This is a genomic window from Pontibacillus yanchengensis Y32 (assembly GCF_000770635.1).
Classification (GTDB): domain Bacteria; phylum Bacillota; class Bacilli; order Bacillales; family BH030062; genus Pontibacillus; species Pontibacillus yanchengensis.
Map to the genome: position 1 here is coordinate 41,620 of NZ_AVBF01000024.1, position 13,731 is coordinate 55,350.

Here is a 13,731-nt window from a genome sequence, read left to right on the forward strand (position 1 = left end):
GTTCTTTAGGAATTTAACGCTTATGTATAAAAAAAGTGATATAATCCCGTCCAATTCCAGGGACCAGAGAGCGCAAATTTATTAATCCCCCTTATTGATAAATCAACTTCGAATGGCTACTACTCTTTTGTGATTCCATATTAATGAGGGTAAATCGTAACCAAAAGGAAGCGTTTTCTGATAGACTAATTGTGAAAAGAGGTGAATGGTTATGAATATAACAATACTTGGGGCAGGCGCATTAGGAGCTTACTTCGGAGCTCGTTGGGATCAAGTAGGTCACGAGGTTCAATATTTAGTTCGATCAAGACGGGCTGAGCAATTACGTAATTATGGTTTGCATCTACATAGTGTTCAAGGAGATTATACGGTGGAGCACCCCTCTGTAGTTGAGGACGTTAGTGAGCTAGAGCAAACAGATTTAGTAATTTTAGCAGTAAAAGGTTATCATTTACAAGATGTGATGCCGGAGTTAAAGGAATTAGTGCAAAAAGGTGCTAAAGTTCTGCCTCTATTAAATGGGATGGAACACATATTCAAGCTTCAAAATGAATTAGGTATAGAGAACGTTATAGGTGGATTGTCATATATTATTGCCACATTAGATGAGAAGGGGCATGTGGTTCACTCTAGTCAGTTACACGACATTCATATTGGCTCACTTCATTCTTCCCAACATGAACTATGTAGGCAATTGATGAATAGTAGTTCTGAGGCAAATATGAATGTAAATCAAAGCCAAAATATAAAGGAAGATCTTTGGAAAAAGTATATGTTTATCACTGCTTTTTCAGGGATGACAACAGCTGGGAATTTTACAGTTGGTACGATTCGTGAAGAACAATCAACATATGAAGTCACCAAGCATGTTTTAAATGAAATGAAACTATTAGCTAATGCTTATGATATTCCATTAACAGAAGAAACTATTCAAGAAGGCATATCAAAATTTGAATCACTGCCAAATGAAGCAACTTCTTCTATGCATCAAGATAAACGTAAAGGATTACCTTTAGAAGTTGAACATTTACAAGGGGGAGCACTACGTTTGGCTGAGAAAGTAGGCATAGGCTTACCATATATTCATATGTTATATGCTTTAATCAAACCATATGAAAGAAGGAGTAAATAATAATGATTCATTCAAAAAAATATAATTTTGCTCTTGCAGAAATGTAAATGGTTAGAGGCCCTAATTTACTTTCTATATCTATTCTATATTAACGAAAGAAGGTTATTTGTTGAGAATACAACATTCATTTATGAATAATGTTCGATTACATTTTAAAGAAAATGGAGAGAAATGGTTGAATGAATTGCCTTCAATTCTTTCCTATTGTGAAGAAAAATGGGAAATGGTTATACAAAAACCTTATAATCTTTCTATTAATTATGTCGCTCCCGCCATAATGAAAGACAATAATGAGGTGGTAGTAAAAGTTTGTATCCCAGGCCTTGAATTTCGTGATGAAGTGGAGGCTCTTAAACTATTTGAGAATCAAAAGATGAATACTTTACTAGATTATGACTTAAACAGAGGGATCTTAATACTTGAAAAGCTAATCCCTGGAGCTACCCTAGTTGAAGTAGGGGATGAACGCCAAGAGACACTTATTGCAGCAAATATACTTAAGAATCTCCATATTAAGGCTCCTAGAAAATCTTCTCTACATACTACCAAACAAAGGGAAAAGAATCTTGAAGAAATTATTACACAATACCCCACTGGCTTAGGACCTATATCAGTTGAGGAGCTCCATAAAGCGCTAGATATTTTCACCTCAATGAACAAAACTGCAAAACATGACTGGCTTCTACACGGAGATTTTCATCATTACAATATTCTTTCATCAGATCATTATGGGTGGATGTCTATTGATCCTAAGGGACTTATTGGGGAACGTGAATATGACCTTATTCAATATATGCTCAATAACTTACCACTTGAGAATGCTTATGAGACAATTGAAAATCGAGTGAATCTGTTTACTGAAGAATTGTCTCTTAAAAAGGATCGATTACTATTATGGGGCTATTGCCATTCTGTACTATCTACCGCGTGGTCTGTTGATAAAGATGGAACCTATTCAAAGCCTTTTTTTAAAGGGATAAGCATATTTGAGGACCTATATAACGAATATTTCACATAACACACTATAATAGAATATGAGTACTATTTTATTGTGAAATGACTCCTTTCATGAAATTTCTCAGTTTATCCATCTTGCTTGAAAGAATAATATCCATTTCCTATAATAAATAATAAATTAAACAGTTTATGAAACCACAAGGGGAGCTGTATTGGCTGAGAGTGAACAATTTGTTCTAACCCTTATAACCTGTTAGGTAGTACTAGCGTAGGGATGTGGCTTTCGTGATGGTGCTAAGTAAATAATGATCTAGGACTCTTCCATCTCAAAGCAATCCCTTGCTTTGTTTTTTTTATGTTATTGGCTAGATTGCGTTTATAAGAAAGGAAGGGAAATGCAACATGAAACATACTTCTGTTTTGTTTATGGTGGAATCCTCCATTTTCGCGGCTATCGGTTTAGTGCTTAGTCTACCATTTTTATCCATACCGTTATGGCTTCAAGGGGGATCGATTTCATTTGTCATGGTGCCAATTTTAGTTATGGCATTTCGATGGGGGTTAAAAGGTGGCTTAGTCACAGGCTTGCTAGTAGGGTTGTTAAATTCCCTTATTCAACCTTTCATTGTTCATCCTATACAATATATAACAGATTATCCTCTCGCCTTTATGCTAGTAGGTTTTGCTGGGGTGTTTGCAAACTCAATTCATCATGCAAGGAATGATGGTCAGTCTAGACAACTTATTATTAACTTATTACTGGGTACATTTCTTGGTAGCGCATTACGATTTTGTAGTCACTTCTTAGGAGGAATAGTTTTTTTCGATTATCTAGCACCTGAAGGGACACCAGTTTGGGTCTATTCTCTAACGTATAACTTAGGGTATATGCTTCCTTCTTTTATTGCTTGTGCAGCCTTGCTAGGATTTATGATATGGAAGCAGCCTCGCTTAATCCAAAAATAACATATGGGTAATACATCCTAAATAATAGCATAGAAGTGTAAAATCCTGTCTTTTGTGAAATACATTTACGAAAAAACAGATGTCAGGGGTTTTTGCAATGAAGTGGAAACTGATTTTGGGACTGATAGGTATTATTTGTTTACTTTGTGCTTGTAGTAATGAGGAGCAAGCAATACAACATAACCAAGATAAGAACGAAGAAAATCACCAAGAAAATGACTCAAATAAAGAGAATCAAGGACCTGAAAAAGGGGAACAAAGTCAGGTAACATTAACCTTTCAGCCCGCTGAAGTGAAGAAGCTAAAGTCAACTCAACCTAAGGATGACTGGGAGAAGATAGGGAAGAAATTAGTTAATATCACAAAAGATAAAGAAGGTTCCCTTTCCTTTTATAGTCCAGTCTCAAAGGAAGAAACTGATTCGGAGAAGAATGAAGTCCATGCTATCATAACTGTAGAAGAAACCCAATACGATATTGGTATTGTAGGACAATATGGTATGGATGCTATCGATATACAACAAGTGGATGTTACCAATGACAAACAAACAGAGCTACTCATTACTGGCGATATGGGTCCTACATCGAATGAAATGAATGTTATAGGCTATCAAAATGAAAGCTTGGTGAAACTGTTGACGGCAGGAAATGGGGACTTGGTGAATATAGACAATGATGATGCTAAAGAACTTATATCTCACTCAAAGAAGGCGTCACCTCCATATGTATGGGTTTATCGATGGAAAAATGACCATTTTGAAAAAGGAGATGTGGCAAAAGCTACACCAGGAAAAGCTGTCCTGATTGTGAAACGAGATAATCAGAAGGTTCTAAAAGTGATTATGGAAAAACAAGACCCGAAATACTTCCAATATAGTAAAGGGAGACTAAAGCCTGTAACGATAGATGGGTAATTATCAGAATGGAGAGCCTGTTCATATTAACAGGCTCTCCATTTTTTAAATGTTTAGAATGTGGCTATCAATATTGGTTTTTAACAATTCTTTTTTCTGGTACAACATGAGGTGAGTTTTCTATATATAAGTCTTTGTAATTTCGTTATTTATGAGTGTATGCAATTAAAATAATTTGCTCCTCCGATTCATTCTTAAGTTTATTTTCTAATGCTTTAATTTCATGGAGCATTTCATCGGAAAGATTGGCTGTATTGTAATCTTCCATCATGGACTGGTTTTCCATTATAAACCCTCCTTTTTTGTTTAGTAATAGCACGTAGCAAGATTATTTATTCATTCCATGTTAACTAAATATCTTTTTACCTGACCGAAATCTTTAAGAAATGTTTACTAAGCTTGGTTTTAGTGTATTAGAAGTGTAGCAAATACATCATTTGATTATGGGAAGAGACAGGGGTGAATATGATGAATAGTCAATTAAGTAGCCAGCTCTTTTTATCAAAATTAATTGCACAATATGCCAACATACATCACCAAAGTATTGGTGCAAAAGCAGAGGAATACATCCGTCAATTAGGTATTCGTACAGGAGAATGGGTAGAAAGTTTCTATCTAAATCAACCTTATACATTATCTGTGGATGAGTATGCTGAGTTAATTGTAGATATAAAAAACTCAATCGGTGGGCATTTTGAAATTGATTCTGTCCATCCTGATTGTGTAGTAGTGAAGGCTCATCAATGTCCATTCGGGGATGTGGTTAAGGATGCACCTCATTTGTGCATGATGACATCTAGTGTGTTTGGTGGCATAGCCTCTCGACATTTTGGATATGGGAAAGTAAGCATTCAAGAACGAATAGCAAATGGTGACGATGGATGTAAGGTTTATATTTATTTTTCACCAAATGAGGTTGAAGGTGAAGAATATATAGATTTACCCGTTACACCAGAACAAGGGGACCCTTTTACTTGGGAAGAAGAGACCATTAAAATGTTAGGTGAAGAATTACGAAAAAGCGATGACATGGTTTCAGAATTATTAGCAGAAATTGAAGAATTGAAAAAACAGGTCAACAAACAAAAATGAATTGATTAAAGAGTGCAGCATCTCTGTGCTCTTTTTTATGCGTGAAATTTGCTGATTGTATTCGTTACATTGTATGGTGAACTAGCAGTACTCAAACAAAGAAGGGAGTCTAATGATGACATTTCGAGCATTACTAGCAACAAAACAAGAAGAAAACGTTACAACAGAGATAGTAAACCGAACAGAAGCAGACCTGCCTGAAGGAGATGTAACCGTTAAGGTTGCTTATTCAAGTGTGAATTATAAAGATGGTTTAGCTACAGTCTCTAAATCTAAAGTTGTACCACAATACCCAATTGTACCTGGAATTGATTTAGCCGGAACTGTGGTAGATTCCAGTAATGAACGTTATGAAGAGGGAGACCAAGTAATTGTTACGAGCTATGAGCTTGGTGTTTCACATGATGGTGGATTTAGTGAATATGCCCGTGTTAATAGTGACTGGATTGTACCTTTACCTGAAGGCATGACATTAAAGGAAGCCATGACATTTGGTACAGCAGGATTTACAGCTGCATTATCTGTTCATAAGCTAGAACAAAATGGTTTAACTCCAGAAGATGGTCCAGTTCTAGTTCAAGGGGCTACTGGTGGTGTTGGTAGTATGGCTGTAGCGATGCTATCAAAGCGAGGATTTAATGTAGTGGCTTCAACAGGGAAAGAATCAGAAGCAGACTTCTTGCGATCTATAGGGGCTTCAGACGTTATTGGTCGAGAAGATGTGACTCCAGAGAAGGTTAAGCCATTACAAAAGCAAACATGGGCAGCTGCAGTTGACCCTGTTGGTGGCAAACCTCTAGCTTCAGTACTTAGTTCACTGAAATATGGAGGTGCAGTCGCAGTAAGTGGATTAACTGCCGGAGTTGAAATTCCAACAACAGTTATGCCATTTATCCTTAGGGGTGTAGATTTGCTAGGCGTTGATTCTGTGTATTGTCCAATGGAGACTCGGAAAAAGGTATGGCAACGAATTGCGACTGATTTAAAACCAAATCAATTAAACACCATTGAACGTGAAATATCTTTAGAGGAACTACCTCATACATTAAGCGATATTTTGCAAAGTAATGTTAAAGGACGTACGATTGTAACGTTAGGGGAATAATCCTATCGACATATACGGTATAATAAGGACATCTGCCAAGTTGGTAGATGTCCTTTCTCATATTTGTTTACCTTTATAAAATGTTTGTTATCTCTAACCTCTACCAGGTTGGAAACATGAGCTATTGTTCCTTAGTAATAAAGTTACAGGATGTAACATTTTGTGCTAACATAAAAATAGATTTTACATAAGACAATGATAATCAACTGAGGAGTGAAGGAATGAAAGAACATAAATTCATGTATGACATCATTGGTGTAGGGATTGGCCCTTTTAATTTAAGCTTAGCTGCATTACTGGAGGATCAACCAGAGATTAATGCACTCTTTTTTGAACAAACTGAAACATTTAATTGGCATCCGGGAATGTTGATTGAAGGTACAGTCATGCAAGTTCCATTTATTGCAGACTTAGTAACAATGGCAGACCCTAAAAGTAAATATACATTTTTGAATTATGTGAATGAACATGAACGTATGTACCAATTCTACTTTTTACAACGACTTGATATCCCAAGAAGAGAATATAATGACTACTGCCAATGGGTAGCAAACGACATAAATAGTTGTAAGTTTGGTTCGAAGGTGGAGGATATCCGACATTCAGAAGAAGGAGAAGATCATTATATAATAGACATTATGAATGTTGAGTCAGGTGAGCAAGAACGGTATAGAAGCAAACATATCGTAATGGGAACAGGTAGTGTACCAACAATGCCCCAATCCTTTCAAGATTTACCTAACGAAGATGTATTTCATACTGCAGAATTTTTATCTCATCAGGAACGATGTAGACGTGCAAAATCTATATCGGTTATAGGCTCTGGTCAAAGTGCAGCAGAAACGTTTCGTGAACTTTTGAAGGAACAGTGTGAGTTTGGCTACCGTTTAGATTGGATTACAAGATCTGGTTTTGCGTCGATGGAAGAATCAAAATTAAGTTTAGAGCACTTTTCACCAGATTATGTTGATTATTTCTATCAGCTCCCACAGAAGCAAAAAGAGGAAGTGTTTGCTTCACAAGATTTATTTTATAAAGGCATAAGTAATCATACAATTACAGATATTTATAACCTTCTGTATGAAAATTCAATAGGTACAAATGAAGTGAATGTAAGTTTGCGTGTCCTTTCTGAAGTAGAGAATATTCGTAGGAAAGAAGATGGAATTTCATACGAAATTAATTGTTTGCATACTGAAAAAAAGGAACGTTTCACTCTCGATAGTGAGGTGGTAATTGCAGCAACAGGGTATAAACCATACGTTCCAGAATTCATTCATAATCTGACATCTCTATTAAGATGGGATGAAGAGGGCCGTTATAAAGTTCTTGGTGATTACCGTTTAGATAAAACAAAAGAAACTAGTAATGAAATATATGTTCATAGCGGAATCTCGCATACACATGGAGTGGGATCAACCAATTTAGGTTTGGCTGTTCATCGGAATAAGGTAATTATAAATCATCTAATGGGGAGAGAAATATATAAAATCCCTGAGAAAAATGTATTCCAAACCTTTGATGTATAAAAAAGTGCCTATGATCAGCTAGTCCGTTCTAGTTGATCATTTTTTGCTTAATTAAAAAACTTAAAAAGACTACATACCTACAAATGTTTCTGATGGGGTTAAAAGTGAGGTGAATATGAGATGAAACATCATCAAAAATGGCCGCTTACCAAATGGATATGGAGTTCTTTTATACGAACTGCTCTTATACCTTTATTAGTCGTTGAATTGTTATTTATAGGGATGTATTTTGTAACATATGAATGGTCTAAACGTACTACGGTTGACTCTTTGAGAGAAGAGGCTCATCAAGATCTTCAACAAATGGCCTCTAGAGAAGGAGAAGTTATTGCAAATCAAATTCAATCGATATCAAATTCAACTAATCTGTATCGCAAACAAGTTGCGAAGGCATTAGAAGTTCCAGCACAGCTTTCTCCTGAAGATGAAAACCGTCTAGGTTACTCTAGTAAAGGCGTTTATTATTCAAAGAGTAATCTTGATAATGATGGAGCTGCAGTGTACTATAGTGCAATAAGAACAGCTGCTAAACATGATAAAGAAAAGGTAGCCCAACTCCTATCAACGCAATCCTTGATGAAAGACATATATGAAACGCATTTATTAGCTTCTGCTGTCTATATGAATACATATGATTCACTAAATATTATTTATCCTTATTTTGATGTATTAGATCAATATTCAGCTAGCATGTATATACCTCAGTATAACTTTTACTTTAAAGCCAATGAGGAATATAACCCTTCTAGAGGAGTTGTGTGGACGGATGCATATTTAGATCCTGCTGGTAAAGGTTGGATTGCTTCTTCGATTGCCCCTGTTTATAATCGAGGTTTTCTTGAAGGGGTAGTAGGAATAGACGTGACGATATCGAACATAGCAAATAATGTATTAGACTTAAACATTCCGTGGAGCGGTTTTGGTATGCTGATAGAGGAAGATGGTACAATTCTTGCTCTACCGAAACAAGGAGAAGAGGTATTTGGCATCACAGAATTGAATGAACATACCTATCAAAGTGCAGTCATGAAGAATACGCTTAAGCCTGATAAATTTAACATGTTTAAGCGTAAAGAGACGCAGCATATTGCTTCCATTATGGATGGGAAAAAGAACGGTATGACAAAAGCGAATTTGAATAATGAGCAACAACTAGTTGTGTGGTCCACTATTCCTGAAACAGGATGGAAGCTCATGGCAGTTGTGAAGGAAAATAATATTTATAAGAATATCTCTACAGTAAATTCCCATCTAATTAAAATTGGTGTGCTCATGATTGCTGGCTTACTCATTGTCTACTTACTTTACTTTTTATACCTATACCGAAAAACACATAAGATGAGTAATCAAATATCTGAGCCATTAGTAGAAATGAATGAAATGGTTGATGACATAGGAAAAGGGAATTATTTTCAAAGCCAGAAATCCTTTTCTATTATAGAATTGGACAAAATATCTAATAGCATTACAGCAATGGGGCACAACTTAGGGAGTGCTTACAAGGAATTAGAAAGTGCTCAATCCAAAGTAGAAGATAAGGAGTCAGACTTAAGGGCACTTATCTCTTCCATTGATGATATCATCATGCGTATTGATTCTGATGGTCGCTATATTAATATTTGGACTAGTGATGAACAAAAATTAACTCGACCTAAGGATGAACTGTTTCGCTCTTCTATACAAGAAGTGTTCCCTAAAGAAGATGCAGATTTATTCATGTCTACCATTAAAGAAGTGGACAGGACAAAGCAATCAAAGAATCTTGAATATTATATCCAAACTATGAGTGGATATCGCTGGTTCCAAGGTCGATTATCACCTATATATGGTACAGATGATCAACAAAAACATTTCGTGCTAAGTGTAAGGGATATTACGGATTTGAAGGAGCTACAAGAATCCCTTCGACATGCCAAAGAAGAAGCAGAGCGCGCTTCAGCGGCTAAATCTGACTTCTTGTCTAGTATGAGTCATGAGCTTCGAACACCAATGAATGCTATCTTAGGATTTGCTCAGCTACTTGAATTTGATGCTGATGAATCTTTAACAGAATCTCAATTGGAAAATGTAGAAGAGATAATTAAGGCAGGTAACCACTTACTAACTTTGATTAATGAAATACTTGATTTAGCCAAAATTGAATCTGGAAAACTAACTGTATCCATTGAGCCTGTCGAAATAGCACCTGTGGTTGAGGAAGTTATGAGTATTACCCAGCCGTTAGCTGATAGACGAGAAATCACACTTGATCAGTCCATAGAACCATATGAATCAACATATGTTTATGCTGATCGAACTCGATTGAAGCAAGTTTTGCTTAATCTATTATCCAATGCAGTCAAATATAATGAAGATAGAGGGAAGATTCGATTTAGCTGTTATACACAAAATGACCATATGCAATTCATCGTTGAAGATTCTGGTTTTGGTATAGAAGAAGAAGAAATACAACATATATTCGAACCATTTACTAGAGTGAAAGAAGATAGCCCTATTGAAGGTACAGGTATTGGTTTAACGTTAACAAAGCAACTTGTCGCGATGATGAATGGAACTATTTCGGTTAAAAGTCAGGTTGGAAAAGGGAGTACATTTTGGGTTGAACTTCCTTTGGTAGAAGAAGTAGAGGGTATAAACCAAGGTGTATCAGCGGCTATCAATGAAGAACCTTTTAGCTTTGTTAACAAAAAGAAGTTATTATATATTGAAGACAATCCTGCTAATTTACATTTAGTTCAGAAGATTCTTCGTAAGTATGATGATATTGAATTGTTTTCTGCTGTTAATGGTGAGATTGGGATTGATTTAGCTCAAGCACATGAGCCTGACTTAATTTTATTAGACTTAAATTTACCAGGTATTGATGGGTATGAAGTGCTTGAGAAACTGAGAGGAATTCATGAGACAAAGAACATTACAATTGTAGCAATTAGTGCCAATGCAATGCCGAGAGATGTAGAAAAAGGTTTGGCAGCTGGATTTCAGGATTATATGACTAAGCCTTTACAGGTATCTAAATTCTCACAAATGATTCATAAATACATGTATAAGGATGATTGAGAAAGAGTGGTAATATGTCACAAACCCTAAACAAAGTAACCGTTTTCCCTTATACTAGTATTATGAAATTATAAATTTGTAGGATGGTGCACATGCCATATAGCATTTTAATAGCAGATGACCAAGAAGCTTCACGAAAGCTACTTAGACAAATGATTGATAAGATGGTAGTGGATTCGTTTGAAATTATCGATGAGGCAAAAGACGGGGAAGAACTTATAGAGAAAGCATTATTACATCAGCCCGACTTAGTTCTTTGTGATATAGAAATGCCAAAAATAAAAGGAATTAAAGCCATTCGAGAGATTCAAAAGAGTATGCCAACACTTGACTATATTTTTACTACTGCGCATGAATCATTTGCTGTGGAAGCATTTGAATTATATGCAGTAGATTATGTATTAAAACCTATTCAAATGAGTAGGCTAATGCTGGCATTGGAAAGAGCTAAGGCTATTTTGGAAAAAAAACAGCCTCAACCTCCACAAAGAGCGAAAGCTTTTACACGTATTCCAATAAGATTCAACCGTTCCATGTATTATATCCAGGTTGATGATATCTTGTTTATCGAAAAAAATGATCGAAAGTCCATTATTCATACTATTAGTGAACAATACTCCTCGTCAGAAACTCTAGAATACTTTCTAGATTATCTAGACAATCGTTTTGTACAGTCACATCGTTCCTTTATTATTAATCTTACTCATGTTGCAAGGATACAAACATCTGGGAAGAGTTATCTAGTGTATTTTGATGGGTACGAAGAGCCTGCTCAAATTTCAAAACAAAATATCAACCGAGTGCAGCAACTATTGGATGCACCTATTTAGGAGCAACGTTCTTCGTTGCTTCTTTTTTTGTTTTATAGGCTGCTACATCACGTAACAACATCAACCAAACAAGGCATTCTGAGCTTACGTTCTGCATGGATAGATAAGGGAAACTAGGTTGTAGTGTTTTATATGTTGAACAATTCCCTCTAAATATGTTTTAAAAAGGTAATTATTGGGGGTGAATAGGTGAAGGTTACGCTTGAAAGGGGTGTTTTTACGTCTATATGAGCGTTTTTCGTTTTGACCATTTTTTGGTTTGTTGGTAATCTATAGTTGAGGTTAGTAATTGGTTAAAAAGTATTAGGTCTTTCGTTTCGGTAAAGAAGTGCTTAATTTTCTCCTTTCGATTATTAAGTAGCATAATTAATTGTTTTTACCATATTGGCCTCCAAGAAGTATAAATAAAAAGAACCCATTTATAGGGAATTAGAGACGACTGGAAATATATAGAGACGGAAAAAGTAATGCAGTAATGCATTGCTTTTTTTATGATTAATATAGGTAACTACAATAAATAATAAAGCGTCTACTAGCTCAGTATCACTTCTCTAGGCATGTGTGCATATAGTACATCACACTAAGTGTGAGTCTATAGGGAGTGATGTTTCCATGGAATTAGGTGTTACCCATTGGTTATATGCGATCATTACATTACTTATCATTATGACGATGGTATTTCGAAAAGGTGTAGTATTACCAACGTTATTAGGAACTTTTATTGTGGCATGGGTATATAAAGGCGATGTTGTAAGTGGATTTACAGCAGTATTTAATGCAAATCTAGTAGCTGCAAAGGAATTGTTTAATATCTTTTTAATCATTACATTTATGGTTGCTCTCTTACAAGCATTAAAGGATCTTGGGGCTGATCGAAGGATGATACAGCCAATCCAAAAGGTAATGACGAATGGTCACATAGCCTATTTTGTCTTGGTAGGTATTACGTATGTAATTTCTCTGTTTTTCTGGCCAACGCCAGCTGTGCCCTTGATTTGTGCGTTATTAGTACCAGCGGCTGTAAGAGCTGGTTTACCTGCTATGATGGCTGCTATGGCCGTCGCTTTAGCAGGTCAAGGAATGGCTTTATCCTCTGACTATATTATGCAGGTAGCACCTGGTTTATCTGCTAGTTCAGCAGGAATTGATCCTTCTGAAATTGTGGATAAAGCGCTTGTTCTTTCTATTATTACTGGTGTTGTGGCAATCGGTCTAGCATATATGTTGAATAGAAAAACCATACGACATAAACATGACCCTAAAATAGAAGGTGAATTAAAAGCTCTACAGGGGCTGGCAAAGAGTGAGCATAAAGGAAGTTTCAATAGGAATGATATTGGATTATGGAGTAAGCTGTTTGCCATCCTAGTACCTTTATCTATGGTCGGGGTTATGATTTTTATGGTTGCTACAAAATTAGGGTCAGGAAGAATGGGTGGTTTCGAAGGAGGAGATGGGGCAGCTTTTATAGGTGGAGTAGCCGTTATTCTTTTGTTAATGGCAACTGTCGCTTTCGGACGTCACCGTGCTCTTGATTATATTAGTGATCATATAACAGACGGATTTGTATTTGCATTTAAAGCGATGGGTCCTGTGATCCCAATTGCTGGTTTCTTTTTCCTGGGGAGTGCTGACTTTTCTGGAGCAATTCTCTCGTTAAGTGATCAAACACCACCAGCATTCTTATTTGATCTCGTTCAATCTTCACAGGAGTATTTGCCACAAAGCAATTTATTAGCAGCATTTAGCATTCTTCTTATCGGAATCATTACAGGACTAGATGGTTCTGGATTTTCTGGGTTACCATTAACTGGAGCTTTATCTGGAGCATTAGCTGGAAATGGAATGGATCCAGGAACACTTGCAGCAATTGGTCAAATGGGTTCCATATGGACTGGAGGAGGAACTATTATCGCCTGGTCCTCCATGATTGCAATTGCAGGTTTTTGTGGCGTGCCAGTAATGGAACTAGTAAGGAAGAATTTTTTTCCTGTTATCATTGGCTTAATCATAGCAACTGTTTTGGGCGTAATCCTACTATAGCTTAATCACGTGAGCATTGTAGTATATGTACTGCGATGCTCTTTTAATATTTCATATAAGAGGCATAATCTTGAAGACTTGGATTCGAGATAGTATGAGTTGGA

At 36.1% G+C, this 13,731-nt stretch carries 11 protein-coding genes and 1 riboswitch; of the genes, 10 read left to right on the top strand and 1 reads right to left on the bottom strand.

All coding sequences use genetic code 11. The features are described 5' to 3' along the window. Positions 1-211: 211 nt before the first annotated feature. The 4 genes from N782_RS10285 to N782_RS10300 all read left to right on the top strand — a co-directional run bounded on the left by N782_RS10285 (position 212) and on the right by N782_RS10300 (position 3,968). On the top strand, positions 212-1,132 hold the full coding sequence (locus N782_RS10285; protein WP_036819249.1) for a ketopantoate reductase family protein: 921 nt from the start codon (positions 212-214) through the stop codon (positions 1,130-1,132). A gap of 109 nt (positions 1,133-1,241) precedes the next feature. Continuing rightward, positions 1,242-2,150: an aminoglycoside phosphotransferase family protein gene (locus tag N782_RS10290; RefSeq protein ID WP_052111289.1), complete on the top strand. Its 909-nt coding sequence runs from the start codon at positions 1,242-1,244 to the stop codon at positions 2,148-2,150. A 129-nt stretch (positions 2,151-2,279) separates the two neighbouring features. Continuing rightward, positions 2,280-2,381, top strand: a riboswitch (TPP riboswitch). Positions 2,382-2,491: 110 nt separating this feature from the next. Further along, entirely contained in the window at positions 2,492-3,055 is a 564-nt protein-coding gene (gene thiT, locus N782_RS10295; protein WP_036819251.1) for an energy-coupled thiamine transporter ThiT, read from the top strand. Between the two features lie 97 nt (positions 3,056-3,152). Then, entirely contained in the window at positions 3,153-3,968 is an 816-nt protein-coding gene (locus tag N782_RS10300) for a hypothetical protein (protein ID WP_036819253.1), read from the top strand. Between the two features lie 145 nt (positions 3,969-4,113). Here the strand turns inward: N782_RS10300 and N782_RS21525 are convergent, their stop codons facing one another. Continuing rightward, positions 4,114-4,254, bottom strand: a complete 141-nt coding sequence (locus N782_RS21525) for a hypothetical protein (protein ID WP_161783100.1) — start codon at positions 4,252-4,254, stop codon at positions 4,114-4,116. A gap of 182 nt (positions 4,255-4,436) precedes the next feature. Between N782_RS21525 and N782_RS10305 the strand changes: the two genes are divergently transcribed. From N782_RS10305 to N782_RS10330, 6 genes are all read left to right on the top strand, one after another. Continuing rightward, positions 4,437-5,060: a methanogen output domain 1-containing protein gene (locus N782_RS10305; RefSeq protein ID WP_036819255.1), complete on the top strand. Its 624-nt coding sequence runs from the start codon at positions 4,437-4,439 to the stop codon at positions 5,058-5,060. 112 nt (positions 5,061-5,172) lie between these two features. Beyond that, a complete protein-coding gene (locus N782_RS10310; RefSeq protein ID WP_036819257.1) occupies positions 5,173-6,165 on the top strand; it encodes an NADPH:quinone oxidoreductase family protein in 993 nt (330 codons plus the stop codon). A 221-nt stretch (positions 6,166-6,386) separates the two neighbouring features. After that, positions 6,387-7,694 carry a lysine N(6)-hydroxylase/L-ornithine N(5)-oxygenase family protein gene (locus N782_RS10315; protein ID WP_052111290.1) on the top strand — a complete coding sequence of 436 codons (1,308 nt, stop codon included), beginning with the start codon at positions 6,387-6,389 and terminating at the stop codon, positions 7,692-7,694. Positions 7,695-7,814: 120 nt separating this feature from the next. Further along, positions 7,815-10,754, top strand: coding sequence for an ATP-binding protein (locus N782_RS10320; protein WP_036819259.1), 2,940 nt, complete (start codon positions 7,815-7,817; stop codon positions 10,752-10,754). Positions 10,755-10,846: 92 nt separating this feature from the next. Further along, positions 10,847-11,584: a LytR/AlgR family response regulator transcription factor gene (locus N782_RS10325; RefSeq protein ID WP_036819261.1), complete on the top strand. Its 738-nt coding sequence runs from the start codon at positions 10,847-10,849 to the stop codon at positions 11,582-11,584. Between the two features lie 612 nt (positions 11,585-12,196). Beyond that, positions 12,197-13,627: a hypothetical protein gene (locus N782_RS10330; protein WP_036819263.1), complete on the top strand. Its 1,431-nt coding sequence runs from the start codon at positions 12,197-12,199 to the stop codon at positions 13,625-13,627. The last annotated feature ends 104 nt before the right edge of the window (positions 13,628-13,731 follow it).

Excerpts from the sequence above, each read along its gene's own strand:
- N782_RS10285 (WP_036819249.1), top strand. The coding sequence starts at position 212 with ATGAATATAACAATACTTGGGGCAGGCGCATTAGGAGCTTACTTCGGA.
- thiT (WP_036819251.1), top strand. The coding sequence starts at position 2,492 with ATGAAACATACTTCTGTTTTGTTTATGGTGGAATCCTCCATTTTCGCG.
- N782_RS10300 (WP_036819253.1), top strand. The coding sequence starts at position 3,153 with ATGAAGTGGAAACTGATTTTGGGACTGATAGGTATTATTTGTTTACTT.
- N782_RS21525 (WP_161783100.1), bottom strand. The coding sequence starts at position 4,254 with ATGGAAAACCAGTCCATGATGGAAGATTACAATACAGCCAATCTTTCC.
- N782_RS10305 (WP_036819255.1), top strand. The coding sequence starts at position 4,437 with ATGAATAGTCAATTAAGTAGCCAGCTCTTTTTATCAAAATTAATTGCA.
- N782_RS10310 (WP_036819257.1), top strand. The coding sequence starts at position 5,173 with ATGATGACATTTCGAGCATTACTAGCAACAAAACAAGAAGAAAACGTT.
- N782_RS10315 (WP_052111290.1), top strand. The coding sequence starts at position 6,387 with ATGAAAGAACATAAATTCATGTATGACATCATTGGTGTAGGGATTGGC.
- N782_RS10320 (WP_036819259.1), top strand. The coding sequence starts at position 7,815 with ATGAAACATCATCAAAAATGGCCGCTTACCAAATGGATATGGAGTTCT.
- N782_RS10325 (WP_036819261.1), top strand. The coding sequence starts at position 10,847 with ATGCCATATAGCATTTTAATAGCAGATGACCAAGAAGCTTCACGAAAG.
- N782_RS10330 (WP_036819263.1), top strand. The coding sequence starts at position 12,197 with ATGGAATTAGGTGTTACCCATTGGTTATATGCGATCATTACATTACTT.